Source organism: Wolbachia endosymbiont (group A) of Lasioglossum fulvicorne, from assembly GCF_964028605.1.
Classification (GTDB): domain Bacteria; phylum Pseudomonadota; class Alphaproteobacteria; order Rickettsiales; family Anaplasmataceae; genus Wolbachia.
In genome coordinates this window covers 680,553-700,683 of the sequence record NZ_OZ034798.1, presented here as the reverse complement: position 1 = coordinate 700,683, position 20,131 = coordinate 680,553, and the positions used below count along the sequence as shown (strand labels likewise).

General features: G+C 35.4%; 18 protein-coding genes and 1 tRNA gene. 10 read left to right on the top strand and 9 right to left on the bottom strand.

The features are described 5' to 3' along the window. Window positions 1–2: 2 nt before the first annotated feature. Window positions 3–1,037, bottom strand: coding sequence for an FtsH protease activity modulator HflK (gene hflK / locus ABWU71_RS03790; RefSeq protein ID WP_353284827.1), 1,035 nt, complete (start codon window positions 1,035–1,037; stop codon window positions 3–5). A 531-nt stretch (window positions 1,038–1,568) separates the two neighbouring features. On the opposite strand from hflK, the gene ABWU71_RS03785 reads away from it, so the two are divergent. From ABWU71_RS03785 to ABWU71_RS03775, 3 genes are all read left to right on the top strand, one after another. Then, window positions 1,569–3,080, top strand: a complete 1,512-nt coding sequence (locus tag ABWU71_RS03785; RefSeq protein ID WP_353284826.1) for a hypothetical protein — start codon at window positions 1,569–1,571, stop codon at window positions 3,078–3,080. A gap of 449 nt (window positions 3,081–3,529) precedes the next feature. Next, window positions 3,530–3,865, top strand: coding sequence for a divalent-cation tolerance protein CutA (cutA, locus tag ABWU71_RS03780; protein ID WP_353284825.1), 336 nt, complete (start codon window positions 3,530–3,532; stop codon window positions 3,863–3,865). Continuing rightward, window positions 3,856–3,930 (top strand) — tRNA-Gln (locus ABWU71_RS03775). Before cutA ends, ABWU71_RS03775 begins: the two co-directional genes overlap by 10 nt. Window positions 3,931–4,485: 555 nt before the next feature. Here ABWU71_RS03775 and ABWU71_RS03770 read toward each other — a convergent pair. The 3 genes from ABWU71_RS03770 to recG form a co-directional block, all read right to left on the bottom strand. Further along, on the bottom strand, window positions 4,486–4,773 hold the full coding sequence (locus ABWU71_RS03770) for a hypothetical protein (RefSeq protein ID WP_353284824.1): 288 nt from the start codon (window positions 4,771–4,773) through the stop codon (window positions 4,486–4,488). 260 nt (window positions 4,774–5,033) lie between these two features. Further along, window positions 5,034–5,893 (bottom strand): IS630 family transposase gene (locus ABWU71_RS03765; protein WP_353284076.1). Its coding sequence is split into 2 segments (ribosomal slippage): window positions 5,034–5,569 and window positions 5,569–5,893, totalling 861 coding nucleotides; the frame shifts between segments, so codons are not numbered across the junction. 844 nt (window positions 5,894–6,737) lie between these two features. Continuing rightward, entirely contained in the window at window positions 6,738–8,759 is a 2,022-nt protein-coding gene (gene recG / locus ABWU71_RS03750) for an ATP-dependent DNA helicase RecG (protein WP_410530598.1), read from the bottom strand. 253 nt (window positions 8,760–9,012) lie between these two features. Here recG and ABWU71_RS03745 point away from each other — a divergent pair. Both ABWU71_RS03745 and ABWU71_RS03740 read left to right on the top strand, forming a co-directional pair. Beyond that, window positions 9,013–9,805 (top strand): IS5 family transposase gene (locus ABWU71_RS03745; RefSeq protein WP_265023453.1). Its coding sequence is split into 2 segments (ribosomal slippage): window positions 9,013–9,276 and window positions 9,278–9,805, totalling 792 coding nucleotides; the frame shifts between segments, so codons are not numbered across the junction. 142 nt (window positions 9,806–9,947) lie between these two features. Beyond that, window positions 9,948–10,859 carry a hypothetical protein gene (locus tag ABWU71_RS03740; protein WP_353284821.1) on the top strand — a complete coding sequence of 304 codons (912 nt, stop codon included), beginning with the start codon at window positions 9,948–9,950 and terminating at the stop codon, window positions 10,857–10,859. Window position 10,860: 1 nt separating this feature from the next. Here the strand turns inward: ABWU71_RS03740 and miaA are convergent, their stop codons facing one another. Then, window positions 10,861–11,748 (bottom strand): tRNA (adenosine(37)-N6)-dimethylallyltransferase MiaA, encoded by an 888-nt coding sequence (gene miaA / locus ABWU71_RS03735; protein WP_353284820.1) that lies wholly within the window; start codon window positions 11,746–11,748, stop codon window positions 10,861–10,863. Window positions 11,749–11,823: 75 nt separating this feature from the next. On the opposite strand from miaA, the gene ABWU71_RS03730 reads away from it, so the two are divergent. From ABWU71_RS03730 to ABWU71_RS03720, 3 genes are all read left to right on the top strand, one after another. Then, entirely contained in the window at window positions 11,824–12,294 is a 471-nt protein-coding gene (locus tag ABWU71_RS03730) for a hypothetical protein (RefSeq protein ID WP_353284819.1), read from the top strand. 421 nt (window positions 12,295–12,715) lie between these two features. Beyond that, window positions 12,716–13,303, top strand: a complete 588-nt coding sequence (locus ABWU71_RS03725) for an L-threonylcarbamoyladenylate synthase (RefSeq protein ID WP_353284818.1) — start codon at window positions 12,716–12,718, stop codon at window positions 13,301–13,303. A gap of 17 nt (window positions 13,304–13,320) precedes the next feature. Continuing rightward, window positions 13,321–14,142: a DNA polymerase III subunit delta' gene (locus tag ABWU71_RS03720; RefSeq protein WP_353284817.1), complete on the top strand. Its 822-nt coding sequence runs from the start codon at window positions 13,321–13,323 to the stop codon at window positions 14,140–14,142. A 197-nt stretch (window positions 14,143–14,339) separates the two neighbouring features. Here the strand turns inward: ABWU71_RS03720 and ABWU71_RS03715 are convergent. Then, window positions 14,340–15,199, bottom strand: a protein-coding gene (locus ABWU71_RS03715; RefSeq protein ID WP_353284517.1) for an IS630 family transposase whose coding sequence is annotated in 2 segments (ribosomal slippage) — window positions 14,340–14,875 and window positions 14,875–15,199 — 861 coding nt in all. Because the reading frame shifts where the segments join, the coding sequence is not laid out codon by codon here. Window positions 15,200–15,248: 49 nt separating this feature from the next. On the opposite strand from ABWU71_RS03715, the gene ABWU71_RS03710 reads away from it, so the two are divergent. Beyond that, window positions 15,249–15,962, top strand: a complete 714-nt coding sequence (locus tag ABWU71_RS03710; RefSeq protein ID WP_353284816.1) for a hypothetical protein — start codon at window positions 15,249–15,251, stop codon at window positions 15,960–15,962. Between the two features lie 58 nt (window positions 15,963–16,020). Continuing rightward, window positions 16,021–16,680 carry a conjugal transfer protein TraJ gene (locus ABWU71_RS03705; RefSeq protein ID WP_353284815.1) on the top strand — a complete coding sequence of 220 codons (660 nt, stop codon included), beginning with the start codon at window positions 16,021–16,023 and terminating at the stop codon, window positions 16,678–16,680. Between the two features lie 6 nt (window positions 16,681–16,686). Here the strand turns inward: ABWU71_RS03705 and ABWU71_RS03700 are convergent, their stop codons facing one another. The 3 genes from ABWU71_RS03700 to proS form a co-directional block, all read right to left on the bottom strand. After that, the gene (locus ABWU71_RS03700) at window positions 16,687–18,183 is read right to left on the bottom strand and encodes a proton-conducting transporter membrane subunit (protein WP_353284814.1); all 1,497 of its coding nucleotides are present in this window, start codon (window positions 18,181–18,183) and stop codon (window positions 16,687–16,689) included. A 124-nt stretch (window positions 18,184–18,307) separates the two neighbouring features. Continuing rightward, a complete protein-coding gene (locus tag ABWU71_RS03695; RefSeq protein ID WP_353284813.1) occupies window positions 18,308–18,664 on the bottom strand; it encodes a holo-[acyl-carrier-protein] synthase in 357 nt (118 codons plus the stop codon). Further along, window positions 18,661–19,929, bottom strand: coding sequence for a proline--tRNA ligase (gene proS / locus ABWU71_RS03690; RefSeq protein ID WP_353284812.1), 1,269 nt, complete (start codon window positions 19,927–19,929; stop codon window positions 18,661–18,663). Before proS ends, ABWU71_RS03695 begins: the two co-directional genes overlap by 4 nt. Window positions 19,930–20,131 lie beyond the last annotated feature (202 nt).

The window sequence follows — 20,131 nt, the reverse complement described above, 5'->3', positions numbered from 1 at the left end:
GGTTATTTCCCTAAATTTGTAAGAGGTAAATAAGAAAACATACCTTTCAGATCATCAGTTACAACAACCTTGTCTACCTTACTGAAAATATTTTCCATAGTTTCAAGATAAATACGATTCTTAACGAGAGAAGGATTCTGTCTATATTCCTCATAAAGAGATAAAAAGCGATTTGCATTACCTTTTGCTTCATTTATTACTTCATTCTCATATGCCTCTGCATCTAATTTTATCTTTATCGCTTCACCCTTTGCTCGAGGTATAATATCATTATTATGAGCATATGCTTCGTTTATAGTACGCTCTTTGTCTGCACGAGCACTTTGTACATCTCTAAACGAACTGATTACTTTTTCTGGTGGATCAATTTTTTTCATTTGAACAGATAAAATTTCTATGCCCATTTGGTATCCATCAAGAATCTGCTGCAATAGAATTCTAGTATCTCTAGAAATTTCTGGTCTGCCTTGACCAAGTGCAAAAGAGATCGTGTTTTTACCTATTATTTCTCTCATGGCACTTTCGGCAGCATTTTTAACACTGAAACCGGGTTTGTAATCCCGCACTTTGAATAAATAGTCCTTAGCATCTCTAACGCGCCACTGAACCTCGAAGTTAACGTTGACTATATTTTCATCTCCAGTTAGCATCACACCTTCACCGCGATCTGTATCTCGCCCATAAGAACTACTTACCCCAATTTCTTCACGATTTACTTCCTTAACGTTCACTTTAAAAACCTTGCCAATAGGGTAGGGGAAGTGATAACGCAAACCAGGTGTTTCTGTATTAGAATATTTACCAAAGGTAAGTTCTATACTTTCTTCACTAGGATGGACAATATAAAAGCCAGTGCAAGCATAGAACAGCAAAATAATGAAAATTATGAAATAAGGTTTTTTGCCCCTGTTTCTGGTTAATCCATTAAGAAAGAACCTTATATCAGATACAGCTTTACTTAAAATACCTTCATTATTAGGAGTTTTGTTCCCTACCGGTTTCTTTCCCAGATTCCAAGGATTATTATCATCAAACATAATGATTGATTCTATAATTAATACGCCAATATTACTTCTTTAATAAGAAAATGCAAACATAAATTGCTATTTTATTTACAAATTAATCATCAGGATGGAAAACATGATCGTACACTTCCTTTTCTCTATGTAGTATGGTTGACTCTATGGAATTTTCTGGCTTTTTTTTGAATTCTTTGTTGTCACTCTTTAAGTGCACTACGTCTTCGTGAAAATGGAAATGATAGCTGAATAATAAAACCATTATTATTAAAGTTATAACAGCCAAAAAGATGAGTGTTCTTTTTCTATACCTTATAAATGCTGCAGCTTCTTGACCTAATTTTCTACGCTACCACAAAACACGTCAAGCGAAATTATTTGAAGACAAATAAATACTGGCAATCAATTTAACACTAACTTAAGAATCAAGGAATACAATTATAATATATTTAATTAATAGTGAGGTTTAAAATGTCACCTAATGAAAAAAATTCAAATTCTGTTGGAACTCAACAAAACCAACCAGAAGGTAGTCTTGATTTGAATAAAATGATGCAAAATCTACCAAATTCAGATATTGCTAAGGATCCTAAGAAGCTAAAAGAAAGAATTACTGACCTGTTAAAAGGGGATACAGAATTCTCTAAGATGAAACAAGGAGATAAGATTCTTGTAGTAAGTGCAGCAAGTGGGTTATTTACGGCAGTATTACCACTTTTGGCAGTTGGTGCAACACTTGCTATACCAGGTGCTATAGTTGGTCTTGCTTTATATTTCGCTGTAAAAGTCGCTGTAAAAACATTTCAATCTGGATATAAAGGGCTCAAATGGTCAGCAGAAAAAACAGTTGATGGGGCGAAATATACTGCCGAAAAAGTTAGAGATGGTGCTGTGCATGTTAAAGATAAGGTGAAAGAAGGTTATGAACATTCAGTAGATTCACTGAAAAAAGGCGCTAGTTTTGTAGGCGAAGGCGTGGCAAATAAGTTCCATAGAGCATCTGGTAAGGAAGACTATTTGGATAAAATAAAAAGGTTTGCTCCAGAGGAGATTAGAAAATCTGACGAAATAAGAAATGATCTGAAAGCAATTTTTGCTGACAAAGAAAATAATTCTGGGTTAGTAAAAAGTATACTTTCTGGAGTATTGTCAGAAATTGATTTAAAAATAGAAGAGAAGATAAAACTAGGGGAGACTGATCAGGCTCTTGAACGGCTACTAGTGCAAGGAAAATTCATTAGTGGTTTAAGTGAAAAAAGTTTGCACAGCTTATTGACAGAAAGGTCATTACCTAAAGATACTTATTTAATCGATAGTATTTTCTCTGACCATCACGATGAAATTAAGAGGATTGTTGGAGAATGTAAAAGAGAATACGAATTTTATCAATCTGTGGGGCGTAACAACGCAAAAGACGCAGAAGAAAGAAAAGCTAGTAAGTCTTCTTCATTTTCATCAGTCTTTTCATTGGGAAGAAAAGACTCTGAACAATCTAACAGCTTGTCAAAAAGCAGTTCGCTAAATTCTGTAAGGACTGAAAGTACAGAGCCACTTGTAAAAGTAGGAAAGAACACTTTTTACGTTGATACTCCTACTCCAATTGAGAATACTAATAAAACTGCAACAATAGGAGGAAGACCAGGAGTTGCACGACGTGGTAGTACTGGCAACCTTACTAGGGTAGGAACTCCAGAAGTATCAACTAGAAGTGCCCCATTGACTAACTTGAATGAGTTGAATGCATCTTCACAGAATTCTCTCAGTGAAGAGTTTGGCAGTAATCCTATTAGGGCGGATAATGAGGTCTGGTACGATGCTGTTACTACATTACCGGATAAAGGAACTCTAACTCACAGTAATTCTACTGATAGTGGAATGGGTTCTGGTTCTTCTACGCCAAAAAGTCCTTCTCTAGAAGACTTAAGTAAAGTTCGTGCAGAACTGAAAAAAACAGGTTATCTGGACAAACTGGTGGGACAGCCTTCTACGCAAATGGCTGTTGAAGCTGACGTTCATCCACAGCTTGCAACTACACAAGGAGCTACAAATGTGAAAGCATAGTAGTTATAAACAAAACCACTCACCTTCTCCAAAAGGATGTTACTCGTTGAGTAACATCCTTTTTTTGTTTTTAAACTATAGAAAAATCCTAGATCCCAGCGGTATGCGTACAACCGTATGAACATTGTGATTTCTCTGCTAGGAAAGGTGTCATCCCAGTGCGTGACTACTTGGATCCAGGAAAGTTTGCTTGTAAACAAGCAAACTGGCATAGAAAGTGGTTACAACGTTTTCGATGAGATTATATGGAAAACTGGATTCCAGTGTCAAGCACTGGAATGACATCACAGGGGCACTGGGATGACACCTTTACGTTTGAGGCAAACTAGCTATAACACTTAACATACTACCTTTGCAAACAAATGTTCATACAGTACGCGCTGGCGTTATTTTCTCTTGATGAATAAACCTGAGTGGAGTATAGTAGCAATGCGTTTATATAGATTCTAATGAATAATTTAGTTTTGGTTTATACAACTTTTTCAAATTTTGAGGAGGCTAAGACTGTTTCTGAGGAATTGTTAAACGAGAAATTAATTGTATGTGTAAATATATTTCCTGAAGTGAATTCTCTGTATTTATGGAAGGATGAAATTAACAGTAGTTGTGAAGTAGTAGCAATTATGAAAAGCAAAAATGATCAAGTTGATAAAATTGTAGAAAAAATCGAAGCAATGCATTCTTATGATCAGCCAGCTATTGCTGTGATGCCCATAGAAAAAGCAAATAAATCTTTTACTAGTTGGGCTAATAGTGTTATTGATGTAAGTAGTATTGGGGTGTAGCCAAGTGGTAAGGCAGCGGTTTTTGATACCGCCACGCGAAGGTTCGAATCCTTCCACCCCAGCCATATTGAAGTGGGTGTGAAATGATATCGCTTTTCTATAGATTAATGTATCTTTACACGTTCAGCATTATGCTCATGTTTCTCAGCAATGGTTTTTGGTATGCTGTAGAATTTTGCTCTTTCAAAAATGCGTTTTACCGTTTGTTTCAATATTGCAAGTGGTATTATGAAAATAGGGAAGATCTCGGTTACGGAGTTTCTATTCGAATATTAGTGGCGTTTCTTACTCCGCATTTTCTCTATAAGTTGTTCCTTAGCACAGGCTGGAAGTCCTTTTTAAAGGAAAAGATAATACAGATACTCAGGTTCATAATTGCAAGAAGAAAAAAGGGTAGTGAGTTCAGTAACAGTAGCAAACCAAGTGGTAGTAGTTATAGTGATAAGAATAATTACAGCAATAACAGTGGTAACAATGAGCGTCAAGCTCAAGATGCAAAGCGAAAAGTAAACATGATAAAGCAGCTATTAATCAAAGATATAGAGGCAACTATAGATAGGAGATTGAATTATATTTTTTTCGGTAAAAGGAGTAAACCTCATTAAGTATATAAAAAGGCTTTATCTAGTAAGGCTTTTTAAGGTTGGCTGTATTTTGTTTTTTACGTATACCGGATCACAATCAGCCAATATACATGTGTGCACAAAATCTTGACTAAAGTCTGACAACCAAGAAATTGCCTTACGTTTTTCTACCAAGCTTTCTGTTTTTTTACAGTTACTTGCTGCATCATTCATTGCCTGCGCTATTACTGATTTCCACAGCAAATAATACCTTTGTATATCATCTGACGTACTATTTGTTTCATAGTGGTTAAAAAATTCTTTAAAATTGAAGTTGTTTGACATAATGATACCTCTTTGGATTGAAATTTGAAGTGATTTGAGTTTATGTTGCCACAGCAGATTCCGCTAACACGTAGCGGGATGACGAGATGCTGCCGCGAACCGTCATACCGTCACAGTATCTCTAGATCCCGCTAACAAGCAGCGGGATGACGGTTGTCAGGCTAGCCTGTTATCCCAGTAGCCTCCTTCTCCTGTCATCCCAGTGCCCAGACACTGGGATCCAGAAAACTTATAGCATTTCTCATAATAGTCCGAACAGGTCATAGGAAGGCAGAATCAACAGCACGACGAAAGGATTCGAATAGAGGAATGTTTTTCCTAGCTCTGTTTTTTATAGCAAACCAATGATGCTCAATTTTGTTGAAATCTGGAGAATACGGCGGCAGATACAAAATTTCTGCACCAACTCCTCTAGCAAGCTCGATAATCTTACCAGACTTATGAAAAGTAGCATTGTCAAGAATGACAGTCTGTCCAGGTTCCAAGATCGGTGTCAAAAATTGCTCAAACCATCCATTAAAAACATCCATATTACAGTGGCCTTCAAAGGTTAATGGAGCAACTATCTTTCTTCTACTTAAGGCTGCAACCATACTGATTCGTTGAGTTTTCTTTCCAGATTTTAGGCCATAAAACCGCTGTCCTTTCTGGCAATACCCATATGGATAGTCCTCTGTGTTATCAATGCCAGACTCATCTATATAAACTAAGTTTTCTGGTTCTTTTGTTGCTATAATTTTTAAGAATTCAGCACGTTTTTCTTCGTTTCTTTCCTTGTATCCATATGTCTTTTTTTGCGCGTAAATCCAATTTTTCTGAGAGCTCGGTGGATCGTTTGGATACTAACGTTGCCCCAAAGTTTAGCCATTTCCGACAGAGTCTTTCCTCCGTTTTCTCTGGCAAATTTAGCAAAGGCATCCCAGTCGGTGATTTTGTGATTGTAACCTCCATTTCCAAGTTTTTTTGATTGAAAGTCTCCTGTTTCTTTTCTTCTTTGCTGCCACTCCCATAAAGTAGTTCGTCCAATTTTAAATCTTGCTGCCACTGTTTCTCTGCTTCCTCCCTCCTCTAGCGCTTCCATTGCTTTTTTCCTTAAGTCATAACTATATGCTGCTGGCACTCAACCTCCTTATCATCGTCTATCCTTATCTTATCACATCCGGACTTCTATGAAAAGAGCTATAACTCTACCAAGTAAATGTACAATAAGAACTGGATTCCAGCGTCACGCGCTGGAATGACACCCTTTTTGGGTCCTCTAGGTAGCCTATATAGTGTCATCCAAGTAGCCTCCCTCCCCTGTCATCCCAGTGCCCAGACACTGGGATCAAGGAAACTTAATTGCAAGTAATACATTGGGTTTGGTGAGTACGGGTTTTGCGTTATAGAATGAAGCACTTTTGGTGAATTTATAAAGAAAGCTGGATCCCAGTGTCAAGCACTGGGATGACACCCTACTAGCGGAAGTTACTCTCAAATGTTTGTTCATGTTAGCCATAAACATTAAGAAATTTACCAAACGAAAAAAAGGCAAAAGAAACCCTAGTCACTGTCTATTTTCAGTATTGGCGTCTTTTAAGCCTCAAACACTGCAATTTAGCTGCTTTTAAGTGCAACTAACCTTAGCTATAAATATTTAAGAAATTTACCAGGAAGAAAAAAAAGGCATAGAAAACCCGCAGTAGCTAGTTATTCACTCTCTATTTTAAAATTTGACGTTGGGTGATGTCTTGAACGCTTTATAAGCGCGTTTCAGCTTATATAGGTAAAAACCTAGAAATTTGATAAAGACATAAGGTACACATAGTGCAAAAAATTAAGCATAGTACGACAAATACAAGTTTTCTTGTCGTTTTAATCTGCACAGATTGCGAAGTTAAATAATATAGCTTCAGTTTCACGATAAGTGGGCTGGCAGAGTTTGTAAAGTAATTTTTTTCGTTTCTGCGGGCTACCTGGCTTTCCTACTGAAATTTTGAAAAATGTAATCTACTTCTATATTCAAATATATCAAGCAGTAATTCAAAATCAGCCATTGCGCCTTTTGCGTTATTATACGCGAGATTGAGCAGCTCTTTGTCCTGATATAAATCAGCAAATTTAAATTCCATACATCCTGACTGTTTTGTGCCTAAAATATCTCCACTGCCTCTTAGCATCATATCCCTTTCAGCAATGTAAAATCCGTCCTGTGACTCACACATGATCTTTAACTTTGAAGATGAGCTTTTACTTAAATTATCGTACAATAATACACAAAAAGATGGCTTGTTTCCTCGCCCTACTCTGCCTCTTAACTGATGCAATTGTGATAACCCAAATTGCTCTGCATTTTCTATAATCATGATGGTTGCATCTGGCACATCTATACCAACTTCTATCACAGTGGTTGCAACAAGCAGAGAAAATTCATTCCTTTTGAAGGAAAACATAACTTGATCTTTCTGCTCCTGAGTCAATTTTCCGTGTATTATCCCGACTTTATCAAGAAATGTTTTTTGTAATTCCTGAAAACGCATCTCTGCTGCAGCAATATTGGTCTCTTCGTTTTCTTCTATATATGGACAAATCCAATATGCTTTTTCGCCCCTGTTTATAGCACCTTTTAGCTTTTCAATAACATCTGGCACCCTACTAATGTTCATAGTTACAGTTTTTATTGGCAATCTGGATTTTGGTTTTTCTCTCAAAATTGAACATTCAACGTCACCATACATAGCTTGCTGCAAAGTTCTTGGAATGGGAGTTGCAGTAACGAAAAGTATATCGGCATTTTCTCCTTTTCCTACCAAGCGATTTCTCTGCATCACTCCAAATCGCTGTTGCTCGTCTATGACTGCAAGCCCTAAATTTTTAAATGTAACGTTAGCTTGAAATAGTGCATGAGTGCCAATCACTATATTTAAAACGCCACTTGCAAGTTCGTTCATAATAATCTTTCTTTCCTTGCGCGAAGTTTTACCAGTAAGCAGCGCAACTTTTATATCGGTACAGGATAAAACTTCCTCAATCCAATTATAATGTTGCTCCGCCAAGATAGTAGTAGGTGCCATTAGAGCTGCCTGCATGTTGTTTTCTACCACATTTATCATCGCAAAAAGTGCAACTACGGTTTTGCCACTACCAACATCACCTTGCAGCAAGCCTATCATGCGATACTTGGATTTTTGTCTCTCTGAGATCTCATCTATTGCGCGAGTTTGATCATTTGTTAATTGAAACGACAATTCATTTAAAACTTGCTCTTTATATTTACTCAATACTATAAATTCTCTTCCCCTTTCTTTCACATGATTTTTTCTTGCAAGCTTCAGCGCTAGCTGATATGCAAACAATTCATCATAAGCAAGCCTTTTTCTACAAACCTCGGCTTCCGCCAATGAGCTTGGTCTGTGCAACTTTATGATGCTTTCCCTCCAACTTAGCCATTTTTTTTGCTTGATTAATGTATCATCTATCCACTCTGGTAAATCAGGCAATTCCTTTAGATTAGAGCTTATTATGTTCCCAATGCGCTTATTGGTAATGCCACGGCATAATTGGTAAACTGGCTCTATGCAAGCTATTTCTTTAAATTGGTTGATGTCAAGCGACACGTAATCTGGATGAGTAATCTGCCAACGTTCAGCAAATTTTTCGAGTTTGCCACTGATGATTACAGAAGCTCCGATTGGAAATAGTTTATATAAATACTTAACTGAGTAATTAAAAAAGACTATGAATATATACTGACTCTCACTTTCAACGACTATTTTATATGGTCTACCTCTAAAAGTGGGCGACTGATGCTCATAAACTTTTGCAATAAAAGTTATAAATTCTCCAACTTGAGCATCGGGCAGTGACTTACTTCTATCTACATAACTAAGTGGCTTATAAAATAGCAGGTCCACCACTTTGTCCCCACCACAAAGTTTAGGCAATATTGTGGAATGAAATTTAGGTATATTCTCCAGCCTGCTATTTAGAAAAATCTGATTGCTCATTGAGATTCATACATGTGTAAAACTGTTATAGAGCCTTTTTAAAATCCTGTCACCTTATCGTCAGGTATGCACTATAGCTAGCACAGCTCTCTAACGTCATACCGCGATTCATTCGCGGTATCTCAGCATAGATTCCGCTAACACGTAGCGGAATGACGATTTGTCGTTTTTAAAATCGTCGGTAAGCCTAAGAACCTGTACATGATCTCAAGAAAGGAATAAACTAAGAGATAATATATATAAGTTAGGATATATGAGGAGTTTATACCCAAGTGATATAAGTCGGGAAAGATTTGAGATTATGTTACCAGATCTAGAGTCCTGTAGAAAAAAAACAAAACCAAGGAAACTTGATTTGTATGATGTATTTTGTGGAGTGTTATACGTTCTGAAAAGCGGTTGTCAGTGGAGAATGCTACCAAAAGAGTTTCCAAAATGGCGCAATTGTTACGACTATTTTAAGAAGTGGAGTGAAAAACCAGATGCAGATAAAGAAAGTGTTCTGGAGCTGGTGTTAAAAAAAAATAGTTGGCGTGGTCCGACAAAACAATGGTCGGAAAGAAAAAACCAGCTTCTGCATAATTGATGCACAGAGTGTAAAAAATGCAGATACTGCTGAAGAAAAAGGCTATGATGCAGGCAAAAAGATTTCAGGAATAAAACGCCATATTGCAGTAGATACGCAAGGTTTGCCCCATGCAATTTATATAACAACAGCAGAGATAACTGACCGTAGCAGTGCTGTGAGAATGGTCGAAAATGCAAAAGAAAACCTCTCGGGAGTTAAAAATGTACTGGTTGATGCAGGCTATACTGGAGAGAATTTTGCAACTCAAATAAAAACGATTATTGGTGCAACCGTTGAAGTGATAAAAAGAAATGAATTACATTCCTTTGTTGTATTGCCCAAAAGATGGGTTGTGGAGCGATCTTTTGCTTGGTTAGAAAAATGTAGAAGATTGTGGAAAAATTGTGAGCGAAAACTCAATACTAGCCTACAAATGGTCGTTCTGGCTTTCACTGCCTTACTTCTGAAAAGATTATGAACAGGCTCTAAGTTACCCCTAACTATATTTGCTATCATAGAACTTGCGTTTATATAAAATATTTTTATTGACTTATTAGTCATTTTCATGTATTATTACATCGTTGGCAGTCTATATCAAGGTATTAATAATGAGTAGCTTTATGTCAGAAGGAGAAAAAAATCCAATAGTTACATTAAGAGCTCAAGCAGAAAAGTTTGATTATAAAGCTTTAAAAGCTAAAGCAAAAACTGAGGAAGGATTGCATGAAATTAGCTGTGGCCTCCTGGCATTCAAAGACATTAATAGAATGGATTTTGTTATTAACGGCAAAAGTATAAGTAGAGATTTGATTGCCGAGCTATACAAAGAACATGACAGTTTACTGCCAAAAAGTGAAGGTGAAAATAAAGACTACCGCCCATTTGCAAGGAAAGTTTTTAAGGAGATGTTCAAATACGCTGGAGCTCAAGTCCCAAGTGATCATATCTTGGAAGAGCTGGTTATCAATTGTAATCAAGCAGGATATGAATCTATATATTCCCCTTTCATAGTTGAACTCCTTGGTAAACATGAATTATTGATGGGTGTTAATAGTAATGATAGGAAAGTACTAATTGACTGTAAAAAAGATTCAGATTCCGTGAGAGTTGAATGTAGGACTTTAACAATACCTGTGAAAGTACTGGGGGGAAAAAACAGAGCAACATGTGATATGTCGTTCTCATTAGAGTTCACAATTGAATCTCAAAATGATAAAGATGATGTGACATATAAAGATGGTAAATTATCTCTTACTATTCCTGAAGAACTAAAAAACTTTCCAGTTGTTAATGAAATGCAACAAGGTAAAAGTTTATTTGATATCATTAAAGAGATTTTCTTTCAATTGATTGAGAAAGTTTTTGGCCATACTAACGATATAGAAGTAATAGAAGAGGACGGTACAATTACAATGATAAGCAGCTTTGGTAAACCATTGAAAGTAAAGAGTGCCCTAAAAGAAGTCAAGCCACCAATGAATGACATTAAGACTATACTATATGGCATAAATAGTGATAAAAAACTGCACTAGGTTAAGGGAAGAGTGAAAATTTTTCCATACAATCAATCACTTCAGCATTTGGAAATTGGTTTTTAAACCAGGTATACTGACGTTTCGCGTAGTGTCTTGTGTTTGTTTGAGCAATTTGTATTGCTTCGTCTAAAGTAATCTCACCTTTCAAATACTTTACAATTTCTGGCACTCCGTGTGCTTTCATAGCTGGTAAATGTGGGGCTAGGTTCATGCTAAGTAGCTTTTTTACTTCATCAATTGCTCCATTTTCAATCATTGTAATGAAACGAGAATTTATTTTTCGGTATACATCTTCACGTTTAGGCAGAATTGTATATATCTTAAAATTATTGAATAAAGGAGGCTGTCTATTTTCTTGCCATACAAAGATTGTCTTACCAGTTTCAGTGATAACTTCAAGTGCCCTTGAAAGGCGGTGCGAGTCATTCATGAACACTTTACCTTGAATCCTTGGATCTTTGCTTAGCGCTAATTTGTAAAACTCCTCTTTACTTAAATTTTTCCTTAATTCGCTTACATTTTTCCTCACTTCCTGACTTATTTGTGGCATTGATGATAAGCCTTTAATTAAACTGCTGATGTAAAGCCCGCTTCCTCCAGTGATGATAGGTATTTGAGCATTTTCTAATGCGTGATTAACTTCTTTTTCTAAATCTTCTAACCATAGACCCACGGAATAATTTTCTTTTGCTGAAACATAACCATATAGTTTATAAAATACTTCTTGCTTTGGTGGTTGAGCAGTAATTATGGGAATTTCTTCATATACCTGCTTTGAATCACAATTTATTATACTAATATTTCCATATTTTTCTATCAGGTTATCGCATAATTCTGATTTACCTGAGGCCGTAATTCCTGTAATAATTACTATATTATTTTTCATTTATATTAATTTAATTAACATATGATAAGGTGTAGTAAAAATTTGGATTCTACAATCTAAAGTTTGGGGATTTTTATGGCAGAAGACAACGACAATAATTCATTTACTAAGCGTTTCACAAACAGGACTCCTGGCGTTACAGGGGAAGGTTTTTCCAGTAAGTATTCGTCTCAAAACACTAAAGAACGTGCGCTAGGGGAAAAAGGAAAAATTTCTGAATTAGCAAGCAAAAAAACCGAATCCAAGGAAGCTTTTTCTGAAAGTGGCGGCATAAAAAGTAAAAGCAGAACTGTCAATGAAAGATCTTTTGCTGATGCAACAAAAAGAAGCAGGTCAGATCTTATATACTTAGTCCGTGGTAAAGATCGTGGAAAATCAGCGTGGCATTATGTATTAGTTGATAAAGAGAAAAGAGAAATGTTTCTAGCAAAAAGCAGAACTGGCTCTATAGATGTTGCAGACTATGGAGAGATTTTGTATTCAGGATGGGGAGAGGATCCACCACAGGCAATAGTTGACAAAGTCAATGAAGAGTTTGGGTTGTAGCAAGTCTGCATAACAAATGGTAAGCTGCGTTGTATTATATTCACAAAAACTAGCGTATCTGTTTAGAGGAGTGGCTAATGTGCAAATATTGAAGCAAAGTGCGTGACACACGGCTGTATGAACATTGCAATATGGTACATAGTAAACGATGTCATTCCAGTGCTTGACACTGGAATCCAGCTTTTTCATAATCATCAAAATGTTGTATTTTAACATAAAACTGCTACTTTTATGCTTACCAACTTAATAAAATTCCTGGATCCCAGTGTCAAGCACTGGGATGACACCATTTGTTGTAAACTCACTTTTACTCTATGGTTACTACCTTGCCGCTATCCTGAACGGATACAAACTAGAAGTTACTATATAAGATACAATGCAACAAAACTGATCTAATTGTTATGAATAAGTTTTAAGCTATATGGTATCTAAAATAATAAATGCAATACAGAACAACTTGTTAGTGTGTTTTCCAACAGAAACAGTGTATGCTCTTGCTTGTAATGCACTAGATAATGAATCTATAGGAAAAATATATCAGATAAAGAAACGCTCTCAAAATAAGCCCCTCTCCATATTTGTTAGTGATATTTACAATTTGACAAAAATAGCAAAGGTAAAGGAAAGATATATTGATTTAATAAACCACTTTTCTCCTGGACCAATTACCTATATTTTACCACTTAAAAACAACAACATATTGCCAAACGAATTCTTTAAAGATAGTATAGGCATCAGAATCCCTGAGCATCCTATTGCAATTTCAATACTAAACAAACTGAAAGTTCCAATAGTTGCAACTAGTATAAATATTTCAGGAAAAAAAAGTGTATGTAAGGCAAACGATATACCACAATCCATTAAGCAACATTTATCTGTAGTGATTGAAGATAACGAACTAGTTTCTGGTATAGAATCTACTATTATTGACTTAACCGAAGATAAGATTAAGGTTTTAAGGGAAGGTGCAATTTCATTACAAACAGTAAACAACGCATTTTCAAACTAAGATCTATAGGAGAAAAAATGAAAAGAGTAATAGGTCACAACCAAGCCAAAAAAAAATTAATGAATAACTTATCTGTTCAGTCTTGGCTGATCTGTGGTAAAAAAGGTATAGGGAAAGCAACATTTGCAAAATCCTTCTCCAATTGGTTTCTTACAAAAAACTATGATGTAGCAGCATTGGACTTACACATTATTGAAGGTGATACTATAGGAATAGAAAAAGTCAGAGAAATGAAAAACTTTCTACACTTAAGTCCCATTCAATCAGAACACAAAATAGCTATAATAGATAGCTTAGAGGCAATGACTAATAACGCTAAAAACGCAATATTGAAAATATTAGAAGAGCCGCCAAAAAATTCTAAGATATTTATAATTAGCCATAAGCCATATGATATACAAACCACTATCTTGTGTAGGTGCTTTCAGCTGAATTTACTCCCATTAACTTACGATGAAACCAAGCAAGTTGCTTCATCTCAATGTAAGTTTGATGATCAAACGTTTGATGAAATGATTACTTTATTTCCTGGAATGCCAGGAATGATAATAAATGCAATAAGTAGTGATGCTTATGAAGCATACAAATGCTTTTATAAATTTCTTCATGATTTAAAGAATCCCAATATGATTAATAAAGTAATTAATAGCGAAATCGAACTAGAACTAGCATCATATATAATTCAGGCCTTCATTTTAGAAAGCATAAAGAGAGAGGTAAATGGTGTTGAAATTCTGCTAAGTCAGTGGAAAAAAATAGATGAACTTTTCGTTGCCGCAAAGCAACTCCACTTAGATAAAAAGCATGTTTTAGCTAATGTAGTTAATATCATGACATAAGTTTACGAAGTATAATACTTTTAACATAAATTCATGATAAAATTCTGTTAATTTAATACTCGAAGTATATAATTTGACTGATAATAAATTAACTTTATGGCAATCAATAGAAGTTTTGACGAAAGCCATATTGAACATGCAGAAAAAATTAAGCTTAATTAAGAATATATAGCATTTCTCATAATAGTCCGAACAGGTCATAGGAAGGCAGAATCAACAGCACGACGAAAGGATTCGAATAGAGGAATGTTTTTCCTAGCTCTGTTTTTTATAGCAAACCAATGATGCTCAATTTTGTTGAAATCTGGAGAATACGGCGGCAGATACAAAATTTCTGCACCAACTCCTCTAGCAAGCTCGATAATCTTACCAGACTTATGAAAAGTAGCATTGTCAAGAATGACAGTCTGTCCAGGTTCAAAGATCGGTGTCAAAAATTGCTCAAACCATCCATTAAAAACATCCATATTACAGTGGCCTTCAAAGGTTAATGGAGCAACTATCTTTCTTCTACTTAAGGCTGCAACCATACTGATTCGTTGAGTTTTCTTTCCAGATTTTAGGCCATAAAACCGCTGTCCTTTCTGGCAATACCCATATGGATAGTCCTCTGTGTTATCAATGCCAGACTCATCTATATAAACTAAGTTTTCTGGTTCTTTTGTTGCTATAATTTTTAAGAATTCAGCACGTTTTTCTTCGTTTCTTTCCTTGTATCCATATGTCTTTTTTTGCGCGTAAATCCAATTTTTCTGAGAGCTCGGTGGATCGTTTGGATACTAACGTTGCCCCAAAGTTTAGCCATTTCCGACAGAGTCTTTCCTCCGTTTTCTCTGGCAAATTTAGCAAAGGCATCCCAGTCGGTAATTTTGTGATTGTAACCTCCATTTCCAAGTTTTTTTGATTGAAAGTCTCCTGTTTCTTTTCTTCTTTGCTGCCACTCCCATAAAGTAGTTCGTCCAATTTTAAATCTTGCTGCCACTGTTTCTCTGCTTCCTCCCTCCTCTAGCGCTTCCATTGCTTTTTTCCTTAAGTCATAACTATATGCTGCTGGCACTCAACCTACTTATCATCGTCTATCCTTATCTTGTCACATCCGGACTTCTATGAAAAGAGCTATAGCTTCAGATCAAGACGTAACCCTAGAAAAAGGAAAGGAGTTGTTAAGCGGCATTTATGAAGCAAATTTTAAGCTAAATAAGACAATCAATATAGCTACTTTGCCAAAAATTGGCTATCATATGCTAAATGATGAGCTTGTTGTACGTAATCATATTACGGAAGAGGAAGTAAAGATTCCTAGAGATTTTCATTACCTTAAAGTCGTTAAATCCGATCATGATAATTATAAATTAACGTTTTGTAATTTTTTAGGTAATGAGTTTTTCGAATATAAAAAGTATGATCCACAATATTCTGGCGTTTCAGATGAATATAAGTTTGTGGATTTTGGTAGTGTAAAAAAGACTCATAATCTAAAATTTAAGGAATATGTTGGTCATGCACCTAAGTTTTTTGCTGCAGAAGGTCCTATTGAGCCTGGATCTCAAAACCATGCAATTGATCTATTTAGGCTAGTCAAAGATGGTAAAGTTAGCAAAGTGGGAACCCTCGCTGATGAATTTGGTTATTTTGATGATCAAAATAAATTACATTATTATAATTATCACAAAAGTGCTGAAAGTAATATTTACAATCCTGAAAATTTCAGTATAAAAATGATAAATATAGATGTGAGCAAAATCGACAAATTCTACCTTATTGCAGAACAAGGTGATATAATCATTCATCCTATTTTGGAAAATTTAGACATATTTTAAAGTTTTTTAGAGTATCTAGTCTTGTTGTTATTATAATTGGATTTGGTAGCATTGTGTTATGGAAGATAAATTGCTTGAATCAGTAAAAAACAAAAGTTATTTCAGTAAAGCAGTCGAATGGTACTGCCATAGGTATCTGTTTTGTGTAGCGGAAAGATCTTGGATGGCATTAATAGTATCGCTTCTCCTAGTATGTTTATGTTTATTAACATTAAACATATACCTGTTATTTCCTATTAAAAAAGATTTAAATTTTGTGAAGTATATGAACCACACAGAAGATGAGTTCTCTGCAATACATAAGCTTAGTTTCAGTAAAAAGGAAGATGAATACACTTCCACAGCGAGGTACTTAGTAAGTAAATACATTGAAATATACGAGTCCATTAAGATCGTTGAACCGAAGTACCAAGAAAATTTTATAAGAAACAATTCTATACATAAAATCTATCAAGGCTTTCAGGAAAAAACGAATAATGAAGCTGGTAATTTGTCTTTATCTAAAAGAAAAATTGCCAACATAAATGTAATAACATTATCTATTGATCGATCGACCAAGGACTTAGTTACATTTGCTGGAAATGCTACTGTAGTTTTTGCAACCGAGCAAAATAAGGAGGATACTGTGGAGATTAGCTTCACTTTGTCGAATATAAAAGCAACTCTGGCTGGTATAATACCATTTAAATTTATTGTTAATGGTTATAAATACAGATGATCACATTTAAAACATTATTTGGTAGCTAAAAAAAATAACTAAAGTGCATGTAGCAGTAATAACTGGAGGTAAAACTAGAAGAATTGGTGTTTTTTTAATAAAGTAATTCTGAGAAGGTTTTAAGAAAAAGGCGTTGTAAATTATCGGTAAAAAGTACAGAGCGTTGAGTATAGTACTAACAATTAACACTAGAGTTACAAACACAGAAAGTATTACATTGCCAGAGTTGAAAACAGCTTGAAAAATGAGAAATTTACCCCAAAAAGTCGGAGCAGGTGGCACCCCTATCATAGACAATGCACCTATAGCAAATGCTGTCATGCTAATTGGCATACTGCGTCCTATACCGTAAATCTTATCTATATATTTCTCACCTGCTCTCGTTATTATTGCTCCGGCAACGAAAAACAAAGTGATTTTTGCAAATGCGTGGCAAACTAATTGAAAAATTGCAACCCTCATGCTGAGATCACTAAAAATTGAAGCAAATAATATAATATACGACAATTGAGAGATGGTAGAGTAAGCAAGCAATTTCTTTAATTCTTTTTGCTTTAGTGCAATCAATGATGCAGTAATAATAGTAAATCCAGCAGCGTACGAAAGCCACCCGCCAGCAAACCAATTTTGCTGCGCAAAACGTTGCATGTTATCGACGCCGAAAGTGTATAATATAACTTTTATGATGATGAAAACCCCGGATTTCACAACAGCAACAGCATGCAGTAGTGCGCTTACAGGAGTTGTTGCAACCATTGCTTTTGGTAACCAAAAATGCATTGGCATTAATGCAGCTTTTCCTATTCCGTAAATCAGCATAGCAAAACACACCGCAATAAAAGTGATGAGTGAAGTATCAAATTTGAATATCCCACCACTTACAAAGTCTAAAGTATGAAATTCATTATATAAAAGGCCTATTGCAGGAAAAAATAATACCAAAGAAGAGAAAAATAGCACGCCAAAGTAATAGCGTCCTGCAATCATTGATTCATTTGTTGAGTTGTAAGTAACCAGAGGGTATGTACTAATAGTTAGAAGCTCATAAAAGACAAATGTAGTGAGCAAGTCTCCAGAAAAAGCAATAAACATTGCACAGCTAATCGATATTGAAAAAAAGCATAGAAAACTTGAGTGATTGCCATCAGCATAGTTATTCTTCATATAACATATTGCATATACACTGGTTAGTATCCATAAAAACGATATTAATAAACTGAATACTACTCCAGTAGATTCTAGCTTTAAACTAATATGCAAATTATTACCAAAATTCATGAGGATAAATTGAGAATGATCACCATATACCCAATATAAAGTGCACAGACACGTATACGTAAACAGAAGTACAGAAGAAGTGACAGTAATACTATTGTTCACTCTGGGCCATTTACCAGTAAAAAAAATAGCTAACCCACTCAAAAGTGGAATCAATGCAGTAATTAATAAATAATTCTCAGCAATAAAAAATGGTAAGGAAAGATACATTAAGATATAGTCCATTAAATTTTCTGTTTAGGTGAGGTTAGAATTATACTCAAATCATAGAAAAACCGCCATGTTTTTTTAGTTGTTGTGTATGCTACAAGTAGCATAAAGTCAACTGCATAAATTGAAACAATATCTGCTAGACACAAATTACAACAAATGCAGTAGCATAATCTCCATCATCACTTAGAGAAAGATGAATTTTGGAGATAAAATCCTTGCTAACGGTAAGATATGGCTTGCCTCTTACATCATTGTATATTTCTATATCTTTCATTATAATGCCCTGACCACTACCTCGTGCTTTAACAAAAGCCTCCTTTGCCGCAAAGCGCTTAGCGAAATACCTTGCTCGCATTTCTTGACTATTATACTTTCTACTTAGCTCTATTTCCTTTTCAGTGTAGATTCTATTGAGAAATTTTTCCCCGTATTTTTGTAATATTCTCAATACTCTTGGTATATATACTATGTCAGTGCCGATACCGTGTATCATTTTGTGCTAAAGCGATTTATTGCTTCCTCAATCTGCATTTCCTCTATTTCTCCAGTTGCTCTATTTTTTACTTCAACTATCTTTTCATCTATTGCCTTTTTTCCGACAATTATTTGCCACGGCAAGCCTATCAGATCCATCCTAGCAAATTTTACTCCTACACTTCCTTCCGTATCATCGTAAAGCACTTCATCACTTTTCAAAGCTTTATATATTTTATCTGCAGCCTCCGTTACTTTCGTTTGTAAATTGATTAAACCAATTCTGAAAGGAGCCACCGATTCTGGCCAGATAATTCCTTTATCATCATGAAAAGCTTCTATAATTGCACCAACAAGCCTTGAAACCCCAATGCCATACGAACCCATATGTATATTGACATTTTTTCCATCTTGAGAAGTAACACTTGCCTTCATAGGCTTTGAATATTTGTCGCCAAAATAAAAAATATGCCCTATTTCAATACCTTTACTAACATTTAACTGCTCTTGTGATATAGGGCAAGTCTCAGGATCATGCATATCATCTGCAACTGCGTATATACTCTTTAAACTTTCAACATCTTCACTTTCCAGTAGTTCAGAAAATTTATTGTCATAATATAAAGTGCTCTCACCAGTGTTTGCCAATATATGAAACTCGTGGCTCAAATTTCCTCCAATTGGCCCCGTATCAGCTCGAACTCCAATTGGAGTAAGTCCCATGCGTTTGAAGATTTTTATGTAAGTTTTGTACATCAAATTATATGAATTCAGTGCGCCTTTGTAATCCACATCAAAACTATACGCATCCTTCATCAAAAATTCCCTACCCCTCATAACACCATAACGTGGTCTTACCTCATCACGGAATTTCCATTGAATTTGGTATAAACAAAGTGGCAAATCTTTGTAACTTTTTACCACATCTCTAATTAAATCAGTTGCTACCTCCTCATGAGTTGGACCGAAAAGCATGTCTTCCTCATGCCTATCCTTTATGCGCAACATTTCCTTACCGTAATCATCATAGCGTCCTGATTCTCGCCAAAGACTTGCCGGTTGCACACAAGGCATTAACACTTCAATAGCGCCAGATTTATCCATTTCATCTCTGATAATGTTTTCAATATTTTTAAGCACTAAAAGACCAAGTGGTAACCAGGAATAAATGCCAGATGCTATCTGCTTTATTAAACCTGCACGTAAAGAATATTGATGGGAGATAATTTTAGCATGAGCAGGCTTTTCCTTTAGAGTTGGTAGGTAATACTTGGATAAACGCATATAATAGATCTGATTGTATTAAGTGATCTTAATACAATCAGACCTGTAGGTAAACTTATTTTGAAAAAGAAGGGAAGTGCGTGGTATTTTCCTTAATGTGCTAATACCAAATCATTCCCCTTAAGTTTAGTAGCCATTCCACCAAACATTTTACAACGGTCCTTAACAGAAGAAGCTGGTAGCTTTCCTGCTTCATTAGTCA

What these genes read in the sequence shown, in the direction of transcription:
- ABWU71_RS03720 (WP_353284817.1), top strand. Translation starts at nt 13,321, where the DNA reads ATGAAAAGAGTAATAGGTCACAACCAAGCCAAAAAAAAATTAATGAAT.
- ABWU71_RS03725 (WP_353284818.1), top strand. Translation starts at nt 12,716, where the DNA reads ATGGTATCTAAAATAATAAATGCAATACAGAACAACTTGTTAGTGTGT.
- ABWU71_RS03705 (WP_353284815.1), top strand. Translation starts at nt 16,021, where the DNA reads ATGGAAGATAAATTGCTTGAATCAGTAAAAAACAAAAGTTATTTCAGT.
- ABWU71_RS03740 (WP_353284821.1), top strand. Translation starts at nt 9,948, where the DNA reads ATGTCAGAAGGAGAAAAAAATCCAATAGTTACATTAAGAGCTCAAGCA.
- proS (WP_353284812.1), bottom strand. Translation starts at nt 19,929, where the DNA reads ATGCGTTTATCCAAGTATTACCTACCAACTCTAAAGGAAAAGCCTGCT.
- ABWU71_RS03700 (WP_353284814.1), bottom strand. Translation starts at nt 18,183, where the DNA reads ATGGACTATATCTTAATGTATCTTTCCTTACCATTTTTTATTGCTGAG.
- hflK (WP_353284827.1), bottom strand. Translation starts at nt 1,037, where the DNA reads ATGTTTGATGATAATAATCCTTGGAATCTGGGAAAGAAACCGGTAGGG.
- cutA (WP_353284825.1), top strand. Translation starts at nt 3,530, where the DNA reads ATGAATAATTTAGTTTTGGTTTATACAACTTTTTCAAATTTTGAGGAG.
- miaA (WP_353284820.1), bottom strand. Translation starts at nt 11,748, where the DNA reads ATGAAAAATAATATAGTAATTATTACAGGAATTACGGCCTCAGGTAAA.
- ABWU71_RS03710 (WP_353284816.1), top strand. Translation starts at nt 15,249, where the DNA reads ATGAAAAGAGCTATAGCTTCAGATCAAGACGTAACCCTAGAAAAAGGA.
- ABWU71_RS03695 (WP_353284813.1), bottom strand. Translation starts at nt 18,664, where the DNA reads ATGATACACGGTATCGGCACTGACATAGTATATATACCAAGAGTATTG.
- ABWU71_RS03770 (WP_353284824.1), bottom strand. Translation starts at nt 4,773, where the DNA reads ATGTCAAACAACTTCAATTTTAAAGAATTTTTTAACCACTATGAAACA.
- ABWU71_RS03785 (WP_353284826.1), top strand. Translation starts at nt 1,569, where the DNA reads ATGATGCAAAATCTACCAAATTCAGATATTGCTAAGGATCCTAAGAAG.
- recG (WP_410530598.1), bottom strand. Translation starts at nt 8,759, where the DNA reads ATGAGCAATCAGATTTTTCTAAATAGCAGGCTGGAGAATATACCTAAA.
- ABWU71_RS03730 (WP_353284819.1), top strand. Translation starts at nt 11,824, where the DNA reads ATGGCAGAAGACAACGACAATAATTCATTTACTAAGCGTTTCACAAAC.